General features: G+C 69.0%; 24 protein-coding genes. 18 read left to right on the top strand and 6 right to left on the bottom strand.

Annotated elements, in window-relative coordinates; all coding sequences use genetic code 11:
- Positions 1-4: 4 nt before the first annotated feature.
- A complete protein-coding gene (locus F5X71_RS11175; protein WP_167461885.1) occupies positions 5-1,000 on the top strand; it encodes a hypothetical protein in 996 nt (331 codons plus the stop codon).
- A gap of 99 nt (positions 1,001-1,099) precedes the next feature.
- Here the strand turns inward: F5X71_RS11175 and F5X71_RS11170 are convergent, their stop codons facing one another.
- Entirely contained in the window at positions 1,100-1,342 is a 243-nt protein-coding gene (locus tag F5X71_RS11170) for a hypothetical protein (RefSeq protein WP_167461884.1), read from the bottom strand.
- On the opposite strand from F5X71_RS11170, the gene F5X71_RS11165 reads away from it, so the two are divergent.
- The 10 genes from F5X71_RS11165 (at position 1,341) to F5X71_RS11120 (ending at position 11,788) form a co-directional block, all read left to right on the top strand.
- Positions 1,341-2,468, top strand: coding sequence for a glycosyltransferase family 4 protein (locus tag F5X71_RS11165; RefSeq protein WP_167461883.1), 1,128 nt, complete (start codon positions 1,341-1,343; stop codon positions 2,466-2,468). The two genes, F5X71_RS11170 and F5X71_RS11165, sit on opposite strands and share 2 nt — an antisense overlap.
- 133 nt (positions 2,469-2,601) lie before the next feature.
- The gene (locus F5X71_RS11160; RefSeq protein ID WP_167461882.1) at positions 2,602-2,985 is read left to right on the top strand and encodes a polyketide cyclase / dehydrase and lipid transport; all 384 of its coding nucleotides are present in this window, start codon (positions 2,602-2,604) and stop codon (positions 2,983-2,985) included.
- A 48-nt stretch (positions 2,986-3,033) separates the two neighbouring features.
- Complete coding sequence (locus tag F5X71_RS11155; protein ID WP_167461881.1) at positions 3,034-3,471, top strand: SRPBCC family protein; 438 nt, start codon at positions 3,034-3,036, stop codon at positions 3,469-3,471.
- Positions 3,468-4,760 (top strand): ArsA family ATPase, encoded by a 1,293-nt coding sequence (locus F5X71_RS11150; RefSeq protein ID WP_238815987.1) that lies wholly within the window; start codon positions 3,468-3,470, stop codon positions 4,758-4,760. The genes F5X71_RS11155 and F5X71_RS11150 overlap by 4 nt, the downstream gene beginning before the upstream one ends.
- A complete protein-coding gene (locus F5X71_RS36905; protein WP_238815836.1) occupies positions 4,750-5,397 on the top strand; it encodes a hypothetical protein in 648 nt (215 codons plus the stop codon). Before F5X71_RS11150 ends, F5X71_RS36905 begins: the two co-directional genes overlap by 11 nt.
- Entirely contained in the window at positions 5,394-6,401 is a 1,008-nt protein-coding gene (locus tag F5X71_RS11140) for an ROK family glucokinase (RefSeq protein WP_167461880.1), read from the top strand. The genes F5X71_RS36905 and F5X71_RS11140 overlap by 4 nt, the downstream gene beginning before the upstream one ends.
- 263 nt (positions 6,402-6,664) lie before the next feature.
- Complete coding sequence (locus F5X71_RS11135; protein WP_167461879.1) at positions 6,665-7,390, top strand: lysophospholipid acyltransferase family protein; 726 nt, start codon at positions 6,665-6,667, stop codon at positions 7,388-7,390.
- 280 nt (positions 7,391-7,670) lie between these two features.
- Positions 7,671-9,236 carry an alkaline phosphatase D family protein gene (locus tag F5X71_RS11130; RefSeq protein ID WP_167461878.1) on the top strand — a complete coding sequence of 522 codons (1,566 nt, stop codon included), beginning with the start codon at positions 7,671-7,673 and terminating at the stop codon, positions 9,234-9,236.
- 51 nt (positions 9,237-9,287) lie between these two features.
- Positions 9,288-10,565, top strand: coding sequence for an FAD-binding oxidoreductase (locus F5X71_RS11125; protein WP_167461877.1), 1,278 nt, complete (start codon positions 9,288-9,290; stop codon positions 10,563-10,565).
- A gap of 437 nt (positions 10,566-11,002) precedes the next feature.
- Positions 11,003-11,788, top strand: coding sequence for an SDR family NAD(P)-dependent oxidoreductase (locus F5X71_RS11120; RefSeq protein ID WP_167461876.1), 786 nt, complete (start codon positions 11,003-11,005; stop codon positions 11,786-11,788).
- A gap of 210 nt (positions 11,789-11,998) precedes the next feature.
- On the opposite strand, the gene F5X71_RS11115 is transcribed toward F5X71_RS11120, so the two are convergent.
- Together F5X71_RS11115 and ctaC are read right to left on the bottom strand one after the other, a co-directional pair.
- Positions 11,999-12,415 (bottom strand): cytochrome c oxidase subunit 4, encoded by a 417-nt coding sequence (locus F5X71_RS11115; RefSeq protein WP_167461875.1) that lies wholly within the window; start codon positions 12,413-12,415, stop codon positions 11,999-12,001.
- 14 nt (positions 12,416-12,429) lie between these two features.
- On the bottom strand, positions 12,430-13,506 hold the full coding sequence (gene ctaC / locus F5X71_RS11110; RefSeq protein ID WP_167461874.1) for an aa3-type cytochrome oxidase subunit II: 1,077 nt from the start codon (positions 13,504-13,506) through the stop codon (positions 12,430-12,432).
- Between the two features lie 471 nt (positions 13,507-13,977).
- On the opposite strand from ctaC, the gene asnB reads away from it, so the two are divergent.
- Positions 13,978-15,921 (top strand): asparagine synthase (glutamine-hydrolyzing), encoded by a 1,944-nt coding sequence (gene asnB / locus F5X71_RS11105; protein WP_167461873.1) that lies wholly within the window; start codon positions 13,978-13,980, stop codon positions 15,919-15,921.
- 118 nt (positions 15,922-16,039) lie between these two features.
- On the opposite strand, the gene F5X71_RS11100 is transcribed toward asnB, so the two are convergent.
- Both F5X71_RS11100 and F5X71_RS11095 read right to left on the bottom strand, forming a co-directional pair.
- Positions 16,040-17,008: a carbohydrate kinase family protein gene (locus tag F5X71_RS11100; protein ID WP_167461872.1), complete on the bottom strand. Its 969-nt coding sequence runs from the start codon at positions 17,006-17,008 to the stop codon at positions 16,040-16,042.
- A gap of 387 nt (positions 17,009-17,395) precedes the next feature.
- Positions 17,396-17,752 carry a HesB/IscA family protein gene (locus tag F5X71_RS11095; RefSeq protein ID WP_167461871.1) on the bottom strand — a complete coding sequence of 119 codons (357 nt, stop codon included), beginning with the start codon at positions 17,750-17,752 and terminating at the stop codon, positions 17,396-17,398.
- 195 nt (positions 17,753-17,947) lie between these two features.
- On the opposite strand from F5X71_RS11095, the gene F5X71_RS11090 reads away from it, so the two are divergent.
- Positions 17,948-18,619 (top strand): DUF3043 domain-containing protein, encoded by a 672-nt coding sequence (locus F5X71_RS11090; RefSeq protein ID WP_167461870.1) that lies wholly within the window; start codon positions 17,948-17,950, stop codon positions 18,617-18,619.
- A gap of 81 nt (positions 18,620-18,700) precedes the next feature.
- On the opposite strand, the gene F5X71_RS11085 is transcribed toward F5X71_RS11090, so the two are convergent.
- On the bottom strand, positions 18,701-18,859 hold the full coding sequence (locus F5X71_RS11085) for a hypothetical protein (RefSeq protein ID WP_167461869.1): 159 nt from the start codon (positions 18,857-18,859) through the stop codon (positions 18,701-18,703).
- An 85-nt stretch (positions 18,860-18,944) separates the two neighbouring features.
- On the opposite strand from F5X71_RS11085, the gene F5X71_RS11080 reads away from it, so the two are divergent.
- The 5 genes from F5X71_RS11080 (at position 18,945) to F5X71_RS11060 (ending at position 24,249) form a co-directional block, all read left to right on the top strand.
- Positions 18,945-19,922 (top strand): helix-turn-helix domain-containing protein, encoded by a 978-nt coding sequence (locus F5X71_RS11080; RefSeq protein ID WP_167461868.1) that lies wholly within the window; start codon positions 18,945-18,947, stop codon positions 19,920-19,922.
- Positions 19,923-20,448: 526 nt separating this feature from the next.
- Positions 20,449-21,003: a bifunctional adenosylcobinamide kinase/adenosylcobinamide-phosphate guanylyltransferase gene (cobU, locus tag F5X71_RS11075; RefSeq protein ID WP_167461867.1), complete on the top strand. Its 555-nt coding sequence runs from the start codon at positions 20,449-20,451 to the stop codon at positions 21,001-21,003.
- 207 nt (positions 21,004-21,210) lie between these two features.
- A complete protein-coding gene (gene cobT / locus F5X71_RS11070; protein WP_167461866.1) occupies positions 21,211-22,314 on the top strand; it encodes a nicotinate-nucleotide--dimethylbenzimidazole phosphoribosyltransferase in 1,104 nt (367 codons plus the stop codon).
- 298 nt (positions 22,315-22,612) lie between these two features.
- The gene (locus F5X71_RS11065; RefSeq protein WP_167461865.1) at positions 22,613-23,362 is read left to right on the top strand and encodes an adenosylcobinamide-GDP ribazoletransferase; all 750 of its coding nucleotides are present in this window, start codon (positions 22,613-22,615) and stop codon (positions 23,360-23,362) included.
- 173 nt (positions 23,363-23,535) lie between these two features.
- Positions 23,536-24,249: an MBL fold metallo-hydrolase gene (locus F5X71_RS11060; protein ID WP_167461864.1), complete on the top strand. Its 714-nt coding sequence runs from the start codon at positions 23,536-23,538 to the stop codon at positions 24,247-24,249.
- Positions 24,250-24,485: the final 236 nt, after the last annotated feature.

Genomic DNA, 24,485 nt, shown 5'->3' with positions numbered 1-24,485 from the left:
GGTCATGAGGGGTGAGCGGGGATTGCGGGCGTGGTGGTCGGCGCGGCGGCGCTTCGAGTTCTGTCTCACCGTCGCGATGGTGGTGGCGCTGACCGGGTTCTGTGGCGCGCTGATGCTGCTGCCGAACACGGCGCTGCCGAAACCTGAGGGCACGGCCCAGCACGAGGCGGTCGGCCAGGCCACCGCCACCGACCCGCGCTTGGCCGAGATCCGGCGCGACATCGAACCGTTCGGCGCGATCCTCGCGCATCAGGTGCCGACCGGCGACGGGCAACAGTCCTTGGTCGTGGGCCATCGGACGCAGCGCATCGAAATGGACGTCCTCGAGCAGGCACTCGGCGCGGCGACCACGGCGGTCACCGAGGTGTGGGGGCCGGGGTGGCCGCAGTCGACCGTGGTCGTCGTCGCCTCGTCGCCGTCCGAGTTCGCCGGGCTGGTGCACGGGGGCGCCATCATGTCCGCCGAGGTCGCGGCCGCTTCGGTGGCCGACCCGTACATTCCGGGCACCCCGCCCACGGGTCAGCGCATCGTCTTCAGCCCGGACGCGGGCCGCCGCCTCGACCCTGAGGGCCTGCGCACACTGCTGCGGCACGAACTGACCCACATCGCCACCCGCGCCGAGACTCGCGACGGCGCCCCGCTGTGGATGCTGGAGGGCTTCGCCGACTACGTCGCCCACCGCGACCAAGGCCACCCCTTCACCGACGTCGCGCCCGGCCTCACCGCGCGCGTCCGCCTGCACGCGCTGCCCGGGGACCTGCCCGCCGACGCCGACTTCGCGGGCCCCAAAGCCGCCGCCACCTATGAGCAGGCCTGGTCGATCTGCGCTTTCGTCGCCGACAAGTACGACCAACCCCGCCTCGCCGAGCTCTACCGCCGCCTGGCCGCCGCCCGCCAGACCCCGGCCACCGAGGACGAGATCCTCCGCTCCGTCCTCGGCGTGACCCGTCAGGAGTTCATCGCCGGCTGGCAGGCGTGGCTGCCCGCCCAGGTCCCCTGAGACCCCGGCGACCGGACAGACGATCACCAGGTAGTCCTGGCAGCATCGGCCGAGAGCACAACGCCACCACTACCTGGTGATCACCCGTCCAGCGCGAACTCAGGGGCAACCGGCCCTGAGGTCTTCGCAGCGGTAGTGCGTGCCGTCCTCGAGCGTCATGTCGATGCGCGAAGCGCAGTGGCAGGAAAAGAGATTCGGGTCACCGGACGGGTCGACGCGACCGGTTTGCGGATCGTCGCGCCGTCCGAAACTACTCGCGGCCGATTCCGTGCAGGCGGGCACTCCGGCCACGGACACGCCGCGCCGCAGGCGCGGGCGCGCGACCCAGTAGGTTGTTCGCATGGCCCGAACTCTGCTGGTGACCAACGATTTCCCGCCGCGGCCGGGCGGTATCCAGTCCTATCTGCATGCCCTGGCCGGTGAACTGCCGCCCGATGATCTGGTGGTTTACGCCCCACGCTGGCGCGGGGACAGTCATCTGAGGTTCGACGCCAAGCAGAAATTCCAGGTGGTGCGCCACCCCACCACGCTGATGTTGCCGACCCCGCTGGTGTTGCGCCGGGCCGCGCGGCTGCTGCGCAGCGAACAGTGCGACACCGTGTGGTTCGGTGCGGCCGCGCCGCTGGCCCTGCTGGCGCCGATGCTGCGCCGGGCGGGCGCGGAACGGATTCTGGCCAGCACGCACGGGCACGAGGTCGGCTGGTCGATGCTGCCCGGGGCCAGGCAGGCGCTGCGCCAGATCGGCGAGCACACCGACGTGGTGACCTACGTCAGCAAGTACACCCGGCGCCGGTTCGCCGCCGCGTTCGGCCCTAATGCCGCGCTGGAGTATCTGCCACCGGGGGTGGACACCGACACGTTCCGACCCGATCCGGCCGCGCGGGCCGAATTGCGGGCTCGCTACGGCCTCGACGACCGGCCGACCATCCTGTGCCTGTCGCGCCTGGTGCCGCGCAAGGGCCAGGACATGCTGATCACGGCCATGCGCGAGATCCGCGATCGGGTGCCGGGGGCGATCCTCGTGATCGCCGGCGGCGGACCGTACGAGGAGAAGCTGCGCCACTACGCCATCGCACTCGGTGTCGCCGACGACGTGGTGTTCACCGGCCGAGTGCCCTCCGGCGAACTCGCCGCCCACCACACCCTCGCCGACGTCTTCGCGATGCCGTGCCGCACCCGGGGCGCGGGGTTGGACGTGGAGGGTCTCGGCATCGTCTACCTGGAGGCGTCGGCGTCCGGCGTGCCGGTGGTCGCGGGCCGCTCCGGCGGCGCGCCGGAAACGGTCGTCGAAGGCGAAACCGGGCGGGTCGTGGACGGCCGTTCGGTCCAGCAGATCGCCGACGCCCTGGTCGACCTCCTGTCCGACCCGGATGCCGCGGCCCGCATGGGCGCGGCGGGCCGCGCGTTCGTCGAGGAACACTGGCGCTGGGGCAGCCACGGCGCCCGCCTGCGTCAGCTGCTTCGATGAGCGAATCGAGCGCAGGCCGGGGTGCGCGCACGAGCGCTACTGCGGCCCCACTGCCCGAATCGGATACGCTCACGGTTGTGAGCGAAGGAACTGTCTCTGTCGCGCCCGTCGGCCGCATCGGCGAGGTGCGGTCATGAGCACTGTCCAGGTCGCCGACCAGACGTTCATCGCCGCACCCGGCACCGCCGTCGCGGATGTGCTGGCGGGACCGAACAATTGGCGCCGCTGGTGGCCGGATCTGACCTTGACCGTCCGGGAAGACCGGGGCGACAAGGGAATCCGCTGGACCGTGGCGGGCGCGCTGACCGGAACCATGGAGGTCTGGCTGCAACCCGCGCTGGACGGGGTCATCCTGCACTACTTCCTGCACGCCGAACCGCAGCCCGCGCCGGCGCCGAGCAAGCTGGCGGCCGCCAATCGCGCGCGCCGGGTGGCGGGCAAGAACATGTCCTTCGAACTGAAGTCCCGGCTGGAGGCCGGTCGCCCGGCGGGTGTCGCGCCCGCCCACGCCTCCTGAGGGCCGACCGACATCCCCGACCGACGCTGAAAGGAACCGCTGTCCGCCATGGCCGACAGGACCCAGAGGTCGATCATCATCGAGGCCCCGTCGCAGCAGGTGATGTCCGTCATCGCCGACCTGGAGTCTTACCCGGAGTGGGTCTCGGCGGCACAGTCGGTCGAGGTGCAGGAGAAGGGCCCGGACGGCCGGGCGCGCACCGCCAGGTTCGTGCTCGACGCGGGAGTGGTCAAGGACAGCTACGTGCTCGCCTACACCTGGCGCCCGGACAACAAGGCGGTCAGCTGGACCCTGGTCAGCGGTGATCTGCAGAAGGCGCAGAACGGCACCTACGAGCTCATCGATCAGCCCGACGGCAGCACCGAGGTCGTCTACACCCTGACGGTCGACCTGAACATCCCGATGATCGGCATGTTCAAGCGCAAGGCCGAGAAGGTGATCACCGATACCGCGTTGAAGGAACTGAAGAAACGGGTCGAAGGCTGACGACGCACACGACCCGGGTCGAGCTGTTCATCGGCAAAGGCGGGGTAGGCAAGACGACGCTGGCGTGTGCCGCCGCCGTGTCCCATGCCAGGGCGGGCCTGCGGGTGCTGATCGCCTCGCTCGATCAGGCGCATTCGCTCGGTGACGCGCTCGGATTCCGTTTTCCGCACGATCCTGGCACGGTCGCGGGGATCGCCACCGTCATGCCCGGGCTCGATGTGATCGAGGTGGATTCGCTTGCGCTGCTGGAGGATCGGTTCCGCGAGGTGGTGCGGATGCTGGCCACCGGCACCGGCCACGAGCACGGGGTCGACCTGGCCGCGCTCGACCCGGCCGAGCTGACCGGACTGCCCGGTGTGCAGGAACTGCTGATGCTGGTGGAGATCACCCAGTTCGTGCAGGAGGACGACTGGGACGTGGTCGTCATCGACTGCCCGCCCTCGGCCGACATGCTGCGCATCGTCACCGCACCGGACACGCTGCTCGGCTATCTGGAGCGGGTGTGGCCGCGGCACGCCCGTGCGATGAGCTCGATCGGCACCGACCTGCGCCGCGCCGTGCTCGCCGCGACCGTGGAACGGATCGTCGAAGCCGTCACCGAGGTCCGTGACCTGCTCGCCGACCATCGCCGCACCGGGGCGCGCCTGGTCACCGTCGCCGAACGGGTGACACTCGCCGAATCCGAGCGGGTCCGCTCCGCCGCCACCCTGCTCGGCCTGCGGCTGGACGCCGTCGTGGTCAACAAGGTGCTCCCCCGGCTCGACCACGAGCCCGACACCGGCCATCCGGCGGCCCGCTGGTACGCCGACCGACGTGACGAGCAACTCACCGCGATCGCCGAGTTACGGCGGGCGATGCCGGGTATCCCGGTGCTGATCGCGCAGCACACCGGGCCGGAACCGATCGGCCTCACCTCGCTCACGACGTTGTCGTACGCAGTGGGCTCGAACGGGGACGCACCGGAGGCAGCCCTTATGCTGAGCGACAGTCCGGCAGAGGTTGACGCGGGTTCCGGCGCACCGATGGTTCGATGTGAATCGGGCAGCGGTCTGCACGCGATATACACACTGCGGATGCCCCTGCCCGTTGTCGACGCGGCAACGCTGCGACTTGGCCGAGTGGAGGACGATTTGATCGTGGGAGCGGACGGTGTCCGGCGGCGGGTACGTCTGGCGCCGGTATTGCGGCGGTGCACGGTCGACGGTGCCGAACTCGACGGCGGGCAACTCGTGGTGCGTTTTCGCCCCGACCCGCGCGTGTGGCCGGAAAGCAACGGCGATGAACGGTGAGCGCAGCACCGGCTTCTTCGGCCGGGTCACCGGCCGGGGCGCGGGCCGCGCGGACGAACAGCGGGCAGGCACCGAGGCACCGGACCACAGCACGGATCAGCCCGGCGAGTTCGGCCGGTCCACCGAGTACCCGCGATCCACTGCCCCCGAGCCCGGCGTTCCGCCCGCCGACGACCAACGCGACACCGCGGCAGAGCACGACAATGCCACGGGCGAGCACGCATCCGGCCACGGCGATCACGCGAAAAGCCGCTCCCACCAGGATGATCCGGGCGACGGCCTGGCCGAGTTGGCCGCCGAACTCAAGCTGCTCGCCGAAGCCGTGCTCGAACGGGTGGAGCCGGTGCTGCGCCGCGCCGCCGACGGCCAGGTGGAATGGTCGAGCTGCGACTGGTGCCCGGTCTGCGCCGCGGCCGCGCTGGTCCGCGGTGAACACCACGAGGTGCTGCGCAGCGTGGCCGATCACGGCACCGCCATCGTCACGGTGCTGCGCGAGGCGCTCGCCGGCGTGCCGGTCGATCCGGTGATGCCCGAGCACGAACACGCGACGCCGCACCACGATTCGACCGCGGGACGAACCGGAGAGCGCCCGGCGCGGGCCCGGTACGTCGAGATCCCAGTGACGATCAAGGCATGACGCACCGGCTGGCAGGTGCGCGAGCGCTGACTGTCGGAATCGACGTCGGCGGCACCAACATTCGCGCATCGGTGATCGACAACAGCGGCGAGGTGCTCGACACCGTGCAGGCGCCGACCCCGCATTCGGCCCGCGCGCTCGAGGACGCACTCGCCCGTTCCGTGCGCGACCTGTGCGACCGCCACGAGATCGGCGCGGTCGGTCTCGCGGTCGCCGGGTTCATCACGGCCGACCGCACCACCGTCCGGTTCGCCCCGCACCTGCCCTGGCAGGACACCCCGGTCGCGCAGCGGCTCACCGAACGACTGGAACTGCCGGTCATTCTCGAACACGACGCGAACGCCGCGATGTGGGCCGAGTACCGGTTCGGTGCGGCGGCGGGCGGCCACAACGTGGTGCTCGTCGCGATCGGCACCGGAATCGGCGCCGCGCTGCTGATCGACGGCAGGCTGTATCGCGGAACGCACGGCGTCGCACCGGAACTCGGGCATCTGCAGGTCGTGCCGGACGGCCGGGCCTGCCCGTGCGGCAAACGCGGCTGCTGGGAACGGTATTGCAGCGGAACGGCATTGGCCGACACCGCGATCGAGATGCTGGCCACCGATCCGGTGCGCTCGGTGCTCGCCAAGGACGTCTATCGCGATCCAGGCTCGCTGACCGGGCGCCGGGTCGCGGGCGCGGCCCAGGACGGCGACCCGCTCGCGGTGCGGGTGATGGCGGACTTCGCGCGCTGGCTCGGCCTCGGGCTCGCCTTCGTCAGCGATATCTTCGACCCCGATCTGGTCGTCATCGCGGGCGGGGTGAGCAGCTCGGCCCCGCTGTTCCTGGACGAGGCGCGCGAGGAGTACGCCCGCGCCGTCACCGGCGCGGGTCACCGTCCGCTGGCGCGCATCCGCACCACCCAACTGGGCGAGGCCGCGGGCATGATCGGCGCCGCCGACCTGGCGCGGGCCGCCCTCATCGAGAGCGAGCGCAAGAACTCCCGGGTCGCGCGTACCCGCTGAGCGGCACGGCTGTTCCTGCGACGGTGCGGGTTTCAGCGCCTGCCGCGGTGGTATCCGGAAAGCAGAAGATCCGCTCGGTCGCCGATGACCTGATTCCGGTGGCCGGGAGTCTCGCTTTCGGGCACGGATCGCGGTGCACCCGCTCGCGCATGGCAGAGTGTGGTGAGATTCGCCGCTGCGCTTGGATGTGATCTGCAACCAGCGGTAAAGTCGGCAACTGACGCAGGTGCCCGCTTCGATCCCGGTCCCGGGGGAAGGACGTCATGTTCTACTGGCTGCTGAAGTACTTGCTGCTGGGACCGTTCATGCATCTCTACAATCGGCCCACGGTCGAGGGTGTGGAGAACATTCCAGCCGATGGTCCGGCAATCATGGCGGGTAACCACCTCTCCTTCGCGGACTGGCTGTTCGCGCCGCTGCTCTCGCCACGCCGGATCAACTACCTGGCGAAGGCCGAATACTTCAACACGCCCGGCGTCAAGGGCGCGTTCCAGAAGTGGTTCTTCACCACCACCGGTCAGTTCCCGATCGACCGCACCGGCGCCGACGCCGCCGAGGACGCGCTCAACGCGGCCCGGCGCCTGCTCGACCAGGGCCGGTTGGTCGGCCTGTACCCGGAGGGCACCCGCTCCCCCGACGGCCGCCTGTACAAGGGCAAGACCGGTCTGGCCCGCCTCGCGCTGGAGACCGGCGTCCCCGTCATCCCGGTCGCCGTCATCGGCACCGACGACGTCAGCCCGCCCGGACCGTTCCGCTGGCGCCGCCGCAGGGTGACCGTCAAGTTCGGCGCCCCCATCGATTTCTCCCGCTACGAAGGCATGGGCGGCAACCGCTTCGTCGAGCGCGCCGTCACCGACGAGGTCATGTACGAACTCATGCGGCTCAGCGGCCAGGAGTACGTCGACGTGTACGCGGCCAGCCTCAAGAAGAACGTCCCCAACGGCAGCGCACGGGAAACCACCCGTATCCCGGACACCGCCGCCAGCTGACCCACGCGAGGGCGCGAACTCCCGCCCTCCTCCCCCGGCACCCTCGACGTCGCCGGCCGATCGATATCGGCCGGCGACGTTCGTTTTCGGGTCCGCGCCTGAAAGAGCGTGCGGCCGGGGTCGATTCGCTTAGAGTCGGGGTTCGGCTCGGCTGGGAGGTTGTGCGCACGGTGGTCACCAGAGGGTTGTGGCGGATGCGCCACTCGCCGACAGTTTGCTCGCGCCAACCCGTTACCCCGGAGTTCACATTGCGTTGGGGTAGCTGGGTCAGGGTGCTCCTATGAGTGGTTCGACCTTCGGTTTCTCCCGGCGCACCCTGTTGCGCACCTCCGCCCTCGGCCTGGTGGCCGCCCCCGCGCTGACCGCGTGCGCGGCCAACGACGGACCCGCGTTGGTGCGGCAGCGTCCGGTGCTGACCCACGGGGTGGCGGTGGGTGACCCGCGCACCGACGGCGCACTGATCTGGGCCAGATCCGACCAGCCCGCGCAGCTGATCGTGGAAACCGCGGCCACCGAATCCTTCACCGACGCAAAGAAGTTCACCGGCCCGCTGCTCACCCCGGCCAGCGACGGCACCGGGCGGGTGCGCGTCAACGGGCTGCCCGCCGGTCAGCAGGTGCACTACCGGGTGACGCTGCGGAACGAGAGCGGCGCCGTCTCCGAACCCGTCACCGGCGTGTTCCGCACCGTGCCGACCGGCGAATCCGACATCAGGTTGCAGTGGTCCGGCGACGTGGTCGGCCAGGGTTACGGCATCAACCCCGAGCTCGGCGGCATGAAGATCTTCGCCACGATGGCCGCCCGCGACCCGCACCTGTTCCTGCACTCCGGCGACTGCGTCTACGCCGACAATCCGGTCAAGGAGTCCGTCACGCTGCCCGACGGGCGAATCTGGCGCAACACGGTGACCGAGGCGAAGAGCGCGCCCGCCCAGACCCTGCAGCAGTTCCGTGGCAACTACGCCTACAACCTGACCGACCAGAACTACCTACGCTTCAACGCCTCGGTCGCGCAGGTGGTGCAGTGGGACGACCACGAGACGGTCAACAACTGGTACCCGGGCGGGCTCGTCCCCGCTGCCAAGGGCTACAACGAACGCAGCATGGACACCTTGGCCACCCGCGCCTGGCAGGCGTTCCACGAATGGATGCCGGTGGAGCCGAAGGAAGCGGTGGACGGCCGCCTCTACCGCAAGATCTCCTACGGGCCGCTGCTGGACGTGTTCGTGCTCGACATGCGCACCTACAAGGACGCCAACGACTCGAACGACGGCCCCGAGGGACACATCTTCGGTGCGGCCCAGACGAAGTGGTTGATCGAGGGTCTGCGCGACTCGACGGCGGTGTGGAAGATCGTCGCGAACGATCTCCCGCTCGGCCTCGTCGTCAAGGACGGTGAACAACCGAACACCACCGCCTACGAGGGTCCGGCCAACGGCGATCCGGGCGCGCCCGCGGGCCGGGAAACCGAGATCGCCCAGGTGCTCTCGGCGATCAAGGCGAACAACGTGACCGACGTGGTGTGGTTGACCGCCGACGTGCACTACACCGCGGCGCACCACTATGCCCCGGAGCGCGCGGCGTTCACCGACTTCGACGAGTTCTGGGAGTTCGTCTCCGGACCGCTCAACGCGGGCGCGTTCGGCCCGAACACACTGGACGGAACCTTTGGGCCGGAGGCCGTTTTCGTGCACGCGCCGCCGGTGCAGAACAGTTCCCCGCTCGACGAGTACCAGCATTTCGGCGAGGTGCGCATCGACGGCAGGTCAAGGGAGCTGACGGTCGATTTGTGCGACGCGACGGGATCGGTACTGTTCAGCAAGCAACTCACACCAACCGCGCGGTAGCACCCGAGATCGGACGAGCGGCCGCGGCCGCGCTGTAGTAGCTTTCGTGCCATGAGCACGCCGCAGTTTGTCTCCGCCGAGGAATATCTACCCCGCGATACCGCGGATGTCGTTCGCACGGTTCGGGATTCACGCGGCCGCGCGGAGCGGCTGACCGTGCGCGGCGGCGAGCAGATCGACGACGGCATCGCGCTGCCCGCCCAGCCGACGGTGGTGTCGCTGCGCCGGATGAACCAGGTGCTCGACATCAACCTCGGACGGCGGACGGTGCGCGTGCAGGCCGGGGCCAAGCTGTCCGACATCGATCGGCGCCTCGGCGCGCACGGGCTCGGCCTGCCGATCGTCGGCGACCACCGCGACATCACCGCGGGCGGCTTCGCCTCGGTCGGCGGCGTCAGCGCGGCCTCGCACAAGTACGGCATGTTCATCGACCAGGTCGTCGATCTGGAGTACGTCGACAACGACGGGCGGATCGGCACCTGCGGGCGCACCCATCACACCGAGCGCTTCCACCGCATCCTCGGTGCCGGTGGGCGCGCTGGCATCATCACCGCGCTCACCCTCGACGTGATCGACATCGACAAGGACCGCACCTGGCTCACCACCAACGCGGACCGGTTCCTCGACTTCGACTCCTTCGTCGAGCACGCCTACGCCGAGATCACCCGGCCCGGCAACGCGGCACTGCAGGTGGGCCGCTGGGTGGATACCGCGCCGCTGAAGGTGACCAGGCCCGGCGGCGTCGGCCAGCTGCAACTGGGCACGGTGCGGTTCGGTCAGTGGTCCACGCTGCATCCGACCACGCCGACCCGGTCCGTGCGGGCCCGCCGCGAGGTCGGTTCGCGGGCACGAAAGTCGTTGGGCGTCATCGCCTCCGCCGCGACCGGCCCCGCGGGCATGCCGCTGCGCAACGCGGCCGCGGGCGCGGTGCTCTTCGCACCGAAGGTGCAGACCCTGCGCGACGCCGAGTATCTCGCCGATACGGCGCTCAGTTCGTCCGAGCGTGGACCCGCCTACCGGGTGGGCGTTTTCGCGCCGCTGTCGAGCTACACGTCGGTGTTCTACCGCCTGCACGATCTGTTCGCCGGACACCGCGAACGCACCGGCTGCTTCACCGTCATCTCCGCGATGACCTACGGAGTGCGCTCGCGCTACCTGCGTTCCGAAGCCGCCACCCGCGGCCTGTCCCCCGAAGACCACGGCCTCATCACCTTCACCAGCCGCCTACGCCCCGCCGCCCTCCCCTCCGAACTCCTCCGCGACATCGTCTCCGGCATAGACGAGATCTGCCGCTCGGAAAACGCGCTGCGCTACGAATCCCCGGAGTAGGGCCCGAACACAACCGGAGTCAGCCGGACCGGGGCGCTACCGAGGTCAGCCAGACCCCAGCGCCCCACCGGCGCAAGCCAGGCGGGACATTCCCGAGCGGCCCGGCCATCCCAATCACCCAGGCCCCCAGCCATCCCGAACCACCCACGGCCCAGCCATCCCGAATCACACACGGCCCAGCCATCCCGAATCACCCGCACTCCAGCCGTCCTGAATCGCCCGGCCCGGCGGTCCTGCGTGCTGCTGTATGGGGGAGTCCGGGGGCGGGCTCCGGGTGGGCGGGCAATCTAGCGATCGGGTCCATCAAACGGCTGGCAACCCTATACTGTGACCGGTCGCACATGTCGCCGGGAGTTTGCGGTGGGAGTGCGACTCGGCACTGTCGGCGGGGTGCCGTGCGTGTGTTCAGCCGTTCGCGTGTGAAGGTTGCTGTGCCGATGCCCGAATTCCGTACTGCCCCGGTCCGTTTCATCGAACGCAAGCGTGCTCATCCGCCGGAATCGCTTGCGGGACGCCGCGTTCTGATCACCGACGCGTGCTCCGATCTCGGCCGCGCCACCGCGCAGCTCCTGGCCGCTCGCGGCGCGCAACTACTTCTGGTGGCCAAGCGCGGGGACCAGCTGGTTACCCTCTGCGAGCAGATCCGCGCCGACGGCGGGGAGGCGCACTGGTGCCGCTGCGATATCGCGGCGCTCGGCGACGTCGATCAGCTCGTCACCTGGGTGCTCAGCGAGTTCGGCACGGTCGACGTGCTGATCAACAACGCGGGCCGCCCGGTGCGGCGCCCGGTGGTCCAGTCGCTGCACCGCTTTCGCGACTACCAACAGACGATGGCCGCGAACTATTTCGGCCCGCTGCGGCTCACTCTTGGCCTGCTACCCGCCATGCTGCGCTCCGGCTCCGGGCACGTGCTCAACGTCGGCCCGTGGAGCCCGCAGGTCGGCGCCGCACCGAATTTCGCGTCCTATGCCAGTGCCCAAGCCGCCTGGACCACCTTCGGCGACTGCGCCGACGCCGAACTGTCCCCGCAGGGCATCCAGGTCACCCCGGTCCACTACACCCCGGGCCGAGTCGACGACCCGGACCACACGTCGCACCGCATCGCCACGGCCATCCACACCCGAGCCCCCCAAGCAGAACCCCGCTTCACCCGCACCCTCTATGCCCTGGCCGGCGTCGCCCCCCGCTCCACCGCCCGCCTGATGCACGCCTTCGGCATCTGACCCACCAGCCCGCCGCCACGGCCCGAACTCCCCAGCTGACCCCCGCACTCCTGGTCGGTTGATCACCAGGTAATGGTGGCGGCATCGGCCGAGAGCCCAACGCCACCATTACCTGGTGATCAACCGACCAACAGAATTCAGTGGCAGCGGTCGCCTGGAAAACGAGGAAAGCCCCCTCGGGCGAACCGAGGGGGCCTTCGTCGAACGGGCTCAGTGCTTTTCGGGGCCCAGGTAGTACTCGAACACCAGACCCGCGGCGGCGGCGAGGACGCAGACCACGCCGAGGCCGATCAACCAGAACTGGAAGAAGGCCAGGCCGAGCGCGGTCACGGAGCCGGCCGCGGCGAGCAGGATGGGCCAGAAGCTACCGGGCGAGAAGAAGCCCAGATCGCCTGCGCCGTCCACGATCTCGGCATCCTCGTAGTCTTCCGGGCGCAGGTCGAGGCGACGTGCGACGAATCGGAAGTAGGTGCCGATGATCAGCGAAAGACCCGCGGTCAACACGATCGCGGTGGTACCCGCCCACTCCACGCCGGTACGGGACTGGCCGGTGAAGTAGCCGTAGATCACCGCGGTGATCGCGAAGAACAGCGTCAGCAACTCGAATATGCGCGCTTCGATCTTCATGTCAGATCAGTCCCTTACTTTGCCTCGGCCGCGGTCTTGGTCGTGCGCTCGGTGTTGAACGGCCGGGTCGAGGTGGCGACCGGCGATTCACCGATGGACTCCAACGCCTCGGCGTTGGTCTTGCCCGCCCGGCGCGCATCCAGGTACTTGGTGAACTTCTCCGGCGAGACCGCGCGGACCTCGAAGTTCATCATCGAGTGGAAGGTGCCGCACATCTCGGCGCAGCGGCCGACGAACGCGCCTTCCTTCTCGATCTTGGTGATCTGGAAGACGTTGTCCGAGTGGTTTTCCTTCGGGTTCGGCATCACGTCGCGCTTGAACAGGAACTCGGGCACCCAGAAGGCGTGCACCACGTCGGCGGCGGCCAGCTGGAACTCGATGATCTTGTTGGTCGGCAGCACCAGCACCGGGACCTCGGAGCTGGAGCCGTAGGTCTCGACCTTGTCGTAGTGCAGGTAGGACAGGATGTCGTTCTCCGGCTTGCCGTGCACCGGGCCCGGCTGCGGGTGACCGTCCTTGGTCCGCTCCTTGTACTCCTCGAGCTGCTCCTGGTTCGCGGCCTCACGCGTGGTGTCGATGCCCTCGAACCGGTAGCCGTCCTTGAAGTTCACGTCGCGGTAGCCGAACTTCCAGTTCCACTGGAAGGCGGTCACGTCGACGGTGACGTCCGGGTCGGCCACCTTCTCGTGCACGTAGTTCTGCACGACCACGGTGAAGTAGAACAGCACCGCGATGATGACGAACGGCACGGCCGTGTAGGTCAGCTCCAGCGGCACGTTGTAACCGGTCTGCCGGGGGAACTCCGGGGAGTCGGGCTTCTTGCGGTGGAAGACGACGGTCCAGAACGTCAGTCCCCACACGATCACACCCATCACCAGGGCGGCGAGGATCGACCAGGTCCACAGCTCCCGCATCCGGGTGGCCTGCGGCGTGACACCCGAGGGCCAGCCGAACCGCAGCCAAACATTGTCGATCGAGCAGCCCGAGACGAGCAGCGCGGTGATCCCGAGGGACACCGCCAGCCCGGCCCGCCGAAGGATCCGGCCCCGGGAGGGTCGTGCCCCGATCTCTTCGCTCGCCTTGTGCGCCACGCTCACGCCTTCCTGGTCGCCACACATTCCGACATTTGCACCGCCGGGGCTGCGACCGCCCCGGCGATACGTTCTAAGCACATGTCAGGCCTTCCCCGGTCGAGCGCGTGCGCCGCCTGAGAATGGCCTGAGTACTACGCAGCGTAGACCAAACGAGCGCCCCGTTTGTCGTCGGGTCGCATTCGACACTCCGCCGATCGCGCGCGGGCCGGCGTACCGGCCGCGGTCACCTGCGCGTCCGTTCCGGCGGGCGTGGGCAAAAGCCCTGGACAGGGTGCGCACGACGCGCGCGGCGACGCCGTGCGGCATACTCGGACACAACATTTCGGCCGCTGTGCTCATCGCGCGGGCAGACTCCGGCACATCCCGGTACGACCCGCTCACGGCAGACACCGCGCGCCGCCCCCGCAAGACATTCGGGCGCCCCTGTCCGGGCCGCGCCCCCGCACGAGAAACGAGGTTGCCGACGCCGTGTGTGGACTGCTCGGGTTTCTGACATCTGACGAAGCAGCACCTGGCGTGGTCGAGCAGGTGTACGACGCCCTGCACTGCGTGCGGCACCGCGGCCCCGACGAACGCGGCACCTGGCACGACGATCACCTCATCTTCGGATTCAACCGCCTCTCGATCATCGATATCGAGCACTCGCACCAGCCGCTGCGCTGGGGCCCGCCGGAGAACCGGGAGCGCTACGCGCTGACCTTCAACGGTGAGATCTACAACTACATCGAGCTGCGCAAGGAACTGACCGAGGCGCACGGCGCGGAGTACACCGAGGACGCCATCTTCCGCACCGAGGGTGACGGTGAGGCCATCGTCGCGGCGTTCCACTACTGGGGCCCCGATGCGGTGCGCAAGCTGCGCGGCATGTTCGCGTTCGCGATCTGGGACACCGAGACCAACACGCTGTTCCTGGCCCGCGACCCGTTCGGCATCAAGCCGCTGTTCCTGGCCACCGGTCCGGGCGGCACGGCGTTCGGCAGCGAGAAGAAGAGCCTGCTCGAGCTGCTCGGTCGGCTGCGCCTGTCCGACGCGCTCGACCCGCGCGCGCTCGAGCACTACACCGTGCTGCAGTACGTGCCGGAGGCCGAGACCCTGCACAAGGACATCCGCAGGCTCGAATCCGGCAGCTACGCGACGGTGCGGCCGGGCGCGGCGCCGGAGATCACCCGGTACTTCCACCCGCAGTTCACCGTGCGGCCCTTCGCCGAGGGCGCGGCCGCGGCGCGCTACCGCGAGATCGCCGCGGCCCTGGAGGACTCGGTCGCCAAGCACATGCGCGCCGACGTCACCGTCGGGTCGTTCCTGTCCGGCGGCATCGACTCCACCGCCGTCGCGGCGCTGGCCATGCGGCACAACCCGAAGCTGATCACCTTCACCACCGGATTCGAACGCGAGGGCTACTCCGAGGTCGACGTCGCCGCCGAAAGCGCCGAGGCGATCGGCGCACGGCACATCGTGAAGGTGGTCTCCCCCGCCGAGTTCGCCGCCGCCATCCCCGAAATCGTCTGGTACCTCGACGATCCGGTGGCCGACCCGGCGCTGGTGCCGCTGTACTTCGTGGCGAAGGAAGCGCGCAAGCACGTCAAGGTCGTGCTCTCCGGTGAGGGCGCCGACGAGCTGTTCGGCGGGTACACGATCTACCGGGAGCCGTTGTCGCTCAAGCCCTTCGAGTACCTGCCTGGCGCGCTGCGCAAGTTGGCGGGCAAGCTGTCCGATCGCATCCCGGACGGCACCAGGGGCAAGAGCCTGCTGCACCGCGGGTCGCTCACCCTGGAACAGCGCTACTACGGCAACGCGCGCAGCTTCAACGACGCCCAATTGCGTTCCGTGCTGCGTGAATTCCGGCCCGAATGGACCCATCAGGACGTCACCGCGCCGATCTACGCGCAGTCCCGCGGCTGGGATCCGGTGGCGCGCATGCAGCATCTTGACCTGTTCACCTGGTTGCGCGGCGACATCCTGGTCAAGGCCGACAAGATGACGATGGCCAATTCGCTCGAACTGCGGGTGCCGTTCCTGGACGCGGAGGTGCTGCGGGTCGCTGAAGGGCTGCCGTTCGAGCAGAAGATCACCAAGGAAACCACGAAATACGCGCTGCGCCAGGCACTGGAGGGCATCGTCCCGCCGCACGTGCTGCATCGCGCCAAGCTCGGTTTCCCGGTGCCGCTGCGCCACTGGCTGCGCGGCACCGAACTCTACGACTGGGCCCACCAGCAGATCCTCGAATCCCAAACCGACCACCTGCTGAACAAGGCCGCGATCAGCGACATGCTCGTCGCCCACCGCGCGGGCGGCGTCGACCACAGCCGCCGCCTCTGGACCCTGCTCGTCTTCATGGTCTGGCACGGCATCTTCGTCGAGAACCGCATCAAGCCCGAAATCCAAGAACCGACCTACCCGGTCTCCCTGTAACCAAAACGCGTAGGGCCCCTCCGATGGAGGGGCCCTACGTGCATCGATGACGTGCGCCGCGCACTACTTCGTCGACGAAATCGGGCGCGGCGCAACGGCTTGGGGCGGTGGGGGTTGCTCAGAGGAGGGGCTTGATTTCCGCGGCGGCGTCGGCGCCGTAGGCCTCGGCGAGGCGGTCCAGGGCAGCTTCCCGGTTCAGGCTCCATTCCTGGGTGCCCATGGTTTCCAGGACGAGCACGGCGATCAGCGAACCCAGCTGGGCGGAGCGCTCCAGGCTGAGGCCAGCGGTGTGGCCGGTGAGGAATCCGGCGCGGAACGCGTCACCGACTCCGGTCGGCTCGACCTTGGTGGTTTCCGGGACGACGCCGACGGTGAGCTCGGTGCCGTCCTGGTCCACGATCTGCACGCCGTGCTCGCTGAGCGTGGTCACCCGGATGCCGACCCGCTGCGCGATCTCGTCCTCGGTGAGCCCGGTCTTCTGCAGCAGCAGCGCCCACTCGTACTTGTTGGTGAAAAGGTATGCGGCGCCGTCGATCAGCTGGACGGCCTGGTCGCCGTCGAGACGGGCCAGCTGCTGGGACGGGTCGGCGGCGAACGGGATGCCGAGCGCGCGGCATTCGGCGGTGTGCTTCAGCATCGCCTCGGGGTCGTTGGCGCCGATCAGCACCAGGTCCAGGGCGTGCTTCTCGGCGAGATCGCCGATGGCGATGTCGCGGGCTTCGCTCATCGCGCCCGGGTAGAACGACGCGATCTGCGCCATGTCGTCGTCGGTGGTGCAGACGAAGCGCGCGGTGTGCGATTTCTCGGAGATCAGCACCCCGGAGCAGTCGACGCCGTGCGACTCGAGCCACTGCCGGTATTCGGCGAAGTCGGCGCCCACGGCACCGACGAGCAGCGGCTTGCGGTTGAGCAGACCCATCGCGTAGGCGATGTTGCCCGCGACGCCGCCGCGGCGGATCTGCAGATCGTCGACGAGGAAGCTCAGCGACACGTGGTCGAGCTGATCGGCCAGCAGTGCGTCGGCGAACCGTCCGGGAAAACGCATGAGGTGGTCGGTGGCAATGGACGCGGAAACGGCGATGGACACGAGGCTGAGCCCTTCAACGGTAGGCGACAGGCGGTGAAGATCGGGAAAACAATCCCGGCATCACCGTACCAATCCTCGGGCCCGGCTCGGAGACCTCAGTGCGCCTCCCGCAGACCCGAGATCCTCGGCAGGGAGCCGAAGTTGGGGTCCGTCCCGCACCCGGCGGCGCGTCGCGTCTTTACGAAATTCGCCGCTCCTGCGCAGGCCAGCGCACTGGGACCGCCGCGATAGGCGCACCAGGAGCGGCGCGGCGTTCTGCCACGCGCCGTGCCGGCACCGCGCGACTAAACCACCCGGTCGGGGGGAGTGGGCTTACCCAGGAAACGCGCAACCCCACGTGAGGTTCTCACGTGGGGCGGGCTGATTACGCGGTGGCGACGAGTGTTCTCAGTTGAAAGAATCGCCGCAGGCGCAGGAGCCGGTGGCGTTCGGGTTGTCGATGGTGAAGCCCTGCTTCTCGATGGTGTCGACGAAGTCGATGGACGCACCCTGCACGTACGGCGCGCTCATCCGGTCGACAGCCAGCTTGACGCCGCCGAAATCGACGGTCAGGTCGCCGTCGAGCGAACGGTCGTCGAAGAAGAGCTGGTATCGCAGGCCGGCGCAACCACCCGGCTGCACCGCGATCCGCAGCGCCAGGTCGTCGCGACCCTCCTGATCCAGCAGTGCCTTCGCCTTGCTGGCGGCAGCATCGGTCAGCACCACACCGTGGGTTTCGGTGGCGGTCTCGTTCTGCACAGTCATGAACTCTCCTCGAGGAACCTGTCGTCGACCCGTGAACAGCGCACGGGTCGTGTCGGTCAACACCACTCGGCGGGCTGCTATTCCCCATCTTGCCACCACCGCGCGCGAAGGAACACGTCACCTCTGTGACCCCACACACCTGCGCGAATCGGACCGCATTTCCCGCGACGTAACTCATCGAATAGCCTGGTCGGTGTGAAATTGTTCCGTCGCGGCGAGTCCAGCAGCACCGACGCGGCCGCCGATGAGACGGCGACCGCGGACGGCAACTCGACCGCGGGCTCCACCCGAACAGCGGTTACCACCACTGCGGGCAAGGGCCGTCCCACTCCGAAACGCCGTGACGCGCAAGGCAAGCGCCGCGGTCCGGTCGCTCCCGCACCCCTGACCGCGAAGGAGGCCCGCGCCCGGCGCAAGGCCACCCGAGGCACCAAGGAGGAGCGCAAGGCCGCCGCGGCCGAGCGCAAGGCCGCGGTCGCCGACCGGCGCAACCGCATGCTCGCCGGCGAGGACAAGTACCTGCTGCCGCGCGACCAAGGACCGGTGCGCGGGTTCGTGCGCGACCTCGTCGACGCCCGGCGCAACCTGGTCGGCCTGTTCATGCCGATGGCGCTGGTGCTGATCCTGTCGATGTTCGTCGCGCCGACGCTGCAGACCATCGTCACGCTGGCGATGCTGGTCATGATGTTCTTCATGATCGCCGAAGGGTTCGTGCTCGGCCGCATCGTCAACAACCGGGTCAGGGAGCGCTTCCCCGACACCACCGACACCGGTTTCAAGCTCGGCTGGTACGCCTTCGTGCGCGCGTCCCAGATCCGCAAGATGCGCGCGCCGAAGCCGCGCGTCACCCCGGGCACCGCCGTATAGGGGGCTTACGGCGCGACCCGCACATGACAGCGGCCCGGCTCGTGAATACGAGCCGGGCCGCTTTCGGCGGACACATAGGGATCAGTGGTTGACAGTGCGGCCGAGCATCGCCGCCAGTTCGGCGTGCGTGCGCTGGGCATCGCGATCGGTGACGTCGCTCGACCCTGCCGGGCCGGAGAAGGTCCGGACCAGAACGGCGAACGCGACGATGACTGCCAGGGTGAGGAAGAAAGTAACCATGGCAGTAATTTTGCGCCCGTTTAGTTACCGCCGAAAGTGGCGGTACTGACACACTTCGCAAAGATTCAGCCAGTATTCTTGCACCATGTTGTCGAAGGTCGCCGTGGTGCTGTCCGATCGCATGGCCATGTTCGAGTTCGGCGTCCTCTGCGAGGTTTTCGGGCTCGACCGCAGCTCCTACGGGTTGCCCTCCTTCGACTTCCGGGTCTGTGGTGCCGAGCCCGGTCAAGCGCTGCAGTCCACCTCCCCCGGCATCACCCTCACTCCCGAGTACGGCCTGGAAGAACTGGCGGACGCCGACCTCGTCGCCATCCCGGCCGCCTCCTCGAAGAAGGACTTCGACCCGCGCGTTGTCGACGCCGTCCGCAACGCGGCGGCCGCGGGCGCGACCGTCCTGACCGTGTGCTCCGGCGCGTTCCTGGCCGGCGCCGCAGGCCTGCTCGACGGACGAAAATGCACCACCCACTGGGGGTACGTCGACGAACTCGCCGCTATGTACCCGGACGCGACCGTCGACCCCGACGTGCTCTTCGTCGACGAAGGCAACCTGATCACCAGCGCGGGCACCGCCGCGGGCATCGACGCGTGCCTGCATCTGGTGCGCCGCGAACTCGGCAGCGCCGTCGCCAACGCCATCGCCCGGCGCATGGTCGTGCCGCCACAGCGCGACGGGGGGCAACGTCAATTCATCGAACGTCCCGTCGCCACCTGCACCTCCGACAGCCTCATCCCGACCCTGGAGTGGATGAGCGCCAACCTCGACCTCGCGCACACCATCGAAGACCTGGCCGCGCGCTCCACCATGTCCACCCGCACCTTCGCCCGCCGCTTCGCCGCCGAAACCGGAACCACCCCGGTGAAATGGCTCACCAACCAACGCATCCTGCTCACCAAGCAGCTCCTCGAGGAAACCGACCTCGGCCTCGAGCAGATCGCGGCCCGCGCCGGCTTCGGCTCCGGCGCCCTGCTCCGCCACCACTTCCAACGCTTCGTCGGCATCGCCCCCACCGAATACCGCCGCCGCTTCGGCGCCATCCCCGACCCCATCGAATCCCCCGCCTAACCAACTCCGGAAACCCCGCGCCCGCCACGTCCCACCTGTGAGAGCGCTGGCCGCCGTGTGCGATGACCGCGGGCGCGAGACGCAGGCACGAAGCGAGCCGCGAGGCACGAGACACGAAGCGCGGCGCGGGGCGCGGGGGGTAGGCACGCGGCGCGACGCACGAGACACGAAGCACGGCGCGGGACAGGCACACAACGCGACCCACAAGACACGAGGCGCGAGGCACGAGACACGAAGCACGGCGCGGGACAGGCACACAACGCGACCCACAAGACACGAGGCGCGAGGCACGGGGCACGAACCGCGGCGAGGCACACGAGGCACGGCACACGAGGCACGAACCCCGGCGAGGCACGAAGCACGAAGCACGAAGCACGAAGCACAAGACACAAGACACAAGACACAAGACACGAGGCACGAGGCACGAGGCACGAGGCACGAGGCACGAGGCACGAGGCACGAGGCACGAGGCACGGCAAGGATGCGGCTCGGCGGTGCCGGGGTCGATGGTTGGTAGCGTGCTGGCGTGTCGCACAGTGTTTCGGCCGGGGAGCCGCTTAAGACTCTTGTTCTGGGTGGGGCGCGGTCGGGGAAGTCGGCTTTTGCGGAGGGGCTGGCGGCGGCCGCGGGTGGGGCGGTGCGGTATTTGGCGACCTCGGTGCCCGATCCGGCGGATCTCGACTTCGCCGAGCGCATCGCCAAGCATCGTGACCGGCGGCCCGCCGACTGGTCGGTGGTCGAGAGTGCCGATCCGGCAGCGGTTCTCCGCGGTCACCCACCGGAGGGCGCGACCCTCGTCGACGACATCGGCACCTGGCTCACCGCACGCATCGACGCCCGCGACGCCTGGGAAGCCCCGCGCGGCACCGTCACTCCCGACGCCGACGCCTTGATCGACGCCGTTGCCGCATACCAGCACCGCCTGATCATCGTCTCCCCCGAGGTCGGCATGGGCGTCGTACCCGCCACTCGCTCCGGCCGCCTGTTCCGCGACGAGATCGGCACGCTCAACCAGCGCCTGGCCCACACCTGCGACGAGGCCTTCCTCGTCGTGGCAGGCCTCCCCCTCCGCCTCAAGTAGCCGCTCGACCCCGAGCGCGGCCGGTCGCGCACTGGTCAACCGATCAGGAGGAAATGGTGGCGGGAGCCTCTCGCGCGATGCCGCCACCAGTTCCTCGTGATCATCCGACCAAGTGGGTGAGGTGGGGTGCGCGCGGGAATCGACGGGCGGGCAAGATTGGGCGCAAGAGTGCGGTGGTCTGGGCCGCTCCGACCGGAAGGGTGGATAGTGACAGACGGATTCAGGCCGGTGACACCGCCTGACGCACAGGTTCGAGCGGCGGCCGAGCAGCGACAGGCGCAACTGACCAAACCCGGTGGCGCGCTGGGCCGGTTGGAGGAACTGGGCAACTGGGTCGCGGCCTGCCAGGGCGGGTGCCCGCCGAAACAGTTCGAGCGCGCGCGGGTCGTGGTGTTCGCCGGAGATCACGGTGTGGCGCGGCACGGGGTCTCGGCGTATCCGAGCGAAGTCACCGCGCAGATGGTCGCGAATTTCCTTGCCGGGGGCGCAGCGGTGAACGCGCTCGCGTCCGTCGCCGACGCCACCGTCCGGGTCGCGGACATCTCCGTCGACGCCGAGACCGATCCGGCGGTCGCCGCGCACAAGGTCCGCCGGTCCAGCGGAGCGATCGACCGCGAAGACGCCCTCACCGAGGACGAGGTGCGGGCCGCCCTCGCGGCGGGCAAAGCGATCGCCGACGAGGAGATCGACGCGGGCGCCGACCTGCTCATCGCGGGCGATATGGGTATCGGCAACACCACCCCCGCCACCGTGCTCATCGCCACCCGTACCGACACCGAACCGGTCGCCGCGGTCGGGCGCGGTACCGGTGTCGACGATGCGGGCTGGTCGCGCAAGGTCGCGGCGATCAGGGACGCGATGCGCCGGGCTCGTCCGGTGGCGAAGGACCCGGTCGAACTGCTCCGGGTCGCCGCAGGCGCCGACTTCGCCGCCATGGCCGCGTTCCTGGCCCAGGCCGCCGTGCGCCGGACACCGGTGCTGCTCGACGGCGTGGTCGTCACCGCCGCGGCGTTGGTCGCCGAAGATCTCGCGCCAGGTTCCGCGGCCTGGTGGCTGGCCAGTCACCGTTCCACCGAACCGGCCCACCAGTTGGCCCTGCAACGTCTGCGCCTCGAGCCGCTGCTCGACTTCGGCATGCGCCTCGGCGAGGGTTCCGGCGCCCTCACCGCACTCCCGGTGCTCCGCGCCGCCGTCGCCACGCTCGCGGAGATGTCCACGTTCACCGAGGCGGGCGTCAGCAACGCCGGCACCGAAACCGCCGACAACACCGCGCTTTCCGTGCCGGCTGACCCGCCGAACCTGCGCAAGTGATCCGTCACGGGGAGCGATCGGAACGCGCACCTGGGGCCGCTTCCGATCGCCTGCGGAAAGGCCGGCGCCGGCCGATCGAGTGGAGCCGATCAGTTGAGCGGCCCCAGACAATCGAGGAGCGCCCGTCAACCGAACAGCTTCGGCCCATCGAGCAACCCCCGTCGACCGAGCGGGGTCGGAATTCGCTGAACGCCACGGCATTTCAGTCATGGAAGCGACGGCAGGTCGCTTCCGGTCGCGACACAGACGCGCGGCGACTCCCCCTGGCAGCGAAGCGCATTCGACGGGAGCCGCGCCTGTGAACGCCGTGCGGCTTGCGATTTCGTGGTTGACGGTGTTGCCGGTGCGCGGCCCGGAGACGGTGGATCGGGTGGTGGCGGGGCGGGCAATCGCATTGGCGCCGTTGGTCGGTGCACTGCTCGGAGCCGGAGCGGCGGGACTGTTGTTGGCACTGGATCGGCTGGGCGCGAGTTCGCTTTTGGCGGGGCTGGCTGTCATCGGGGCGCTGGCATTGCTCACTCGCGGCATGCATCTGGACGGGCTCGCCGACACCATGGACGGCCTCGGCAGCTACGGCACCCCCGAGCGGGCACGCCAGATCATGAAGAGCGGTGGGGCCGGGCCGTTCGGCGTCGCGGCCATCGTGTTTTCGATTGGCGTTCAGGCGTTCTCATTCGCCGCGCTGGCCGAGGCCGGCCACTGGTTCGCGGTGGCGCTCGCCGTCGCGGCGGGCCGCGTCGCCGTGGTTCTCGCCTGCCGCAAGGGAATCGACGCCGCACCGGACACCAACTTCGGCGCGCTCGTGGCAGGCACCCAATCCCCGCTGACCGCCATCGGCTGGGCGATCGCCACGTTGGCAGCGGCAACGCTCGCCACTCCGGACCACCGCTGGCAAGGCCCCCTCGCAGTCCTGCTCGCCCTCGCCGCGGCGGCTGTCCTCGTTCGCCACACCGTCCGCCGCTTCGCCGGCCTTTCCGGCGACACCCTGGGCGCCACCCTCGAGCTCACCGTCGCCCTCACCGCCGCCGTCATCTCCCTCCACCCCTGACCCCGCACCAGCCCCCATCGACCTCTCGATGTCCGCCAGAGGACACCGCCACCCCACCTTGTTGATCTTGCTCAGGACTTGGGTACGCGAATGTCCAGGTGACGGGGTGCGGTCGCCGGGGATTTACGGTTGCGGCGCGCGAAGCGTCTGGGTCGGGCAATAAGGTGTGCTGTATGTCTTCTGAGCGCCTGTATTTTCGCCAGCTGTTGTCGGGGAGGGACTACGCCGTCGGCGATCCGATTGCGACGCAGATGCGCAATTTCGCGTATTTGATCGGCGATCGGGAGAGCGGGGAGGCGGTGGTCGTCGATCCCGCGTACGCGGCGGCCGATCTGGTCGATGTCGCCGAAGGTGACGGGCTACGCGTGACCGGGGTGCTCGCCACCCACCATCACCCGGACCACGTGGGCGGCACGATGCTCGGGTTCACCCTGCGCGGCGTGCGGGAACTGCTCGAAAAGACAAGCGTCCCAGTGCATGTCAACGCGAACGAGCTGTCCTGGGTGGCCAATGTCACCGGCATCGCGCCCAGCGAACTCACCGGTCACGAGCACGGCGACAAGGTCAGCGTCGGCGCTTTCGACATCGAACTGCTGCACACCCCGGGACATACGCCCGGCAGCCAATGCTTCCTTTTCGACGGTCGGCTCATCGCGGGTGACACATTGTTCGTCGACGGTTGCGGCCGCACCGACTTCCCCGGCGGGGATTCCGACGAAATGTTCCGCAGCCTGCGCTATTTGGCCGGCTTATCCGGTGACCCGGTGGTCTACCCGGGCCACTGGTATTCACAGGACCCGTTCGCTCCGCTGTCCACTGTCCGGGACAACAACTACGTGCTGCGCCCGCAGACCCTCGAGCAGTGGCACATGCTCATGCCGGGCTGACGAGGGGGCACCTCGACGGCGCGCCGGGATATCCGCTGCTCCACAGCAGACCGGGATACGCGGTGCTCGACACCGCCCGAGTAGCCGGTGCTCGACGGCACACGCCCGAACACCGGTGCTCGACACCGAGCCGGATACACGGTCCTCCAGAGCACGCCCGAATACACCGGAGCTCGGCACCTTCCGGCTCGACGGCAGGCTGATCGACCGGCGTGTGGTCGCCGTGGTGGAGGCAT

This window comes from Nocardia brasiliensis (assembly GCF_011801125.1).
Classification (GTDB): Bacteria; Actinomycetota; Actinomycetes; order Mycobacteriales; family Mycobacteriaceae; genus Nocardia; species Nocardia brasiliensis_C.
This window is presented reverse-complemented; position numbering and strand designations above follow the sequence as displayed.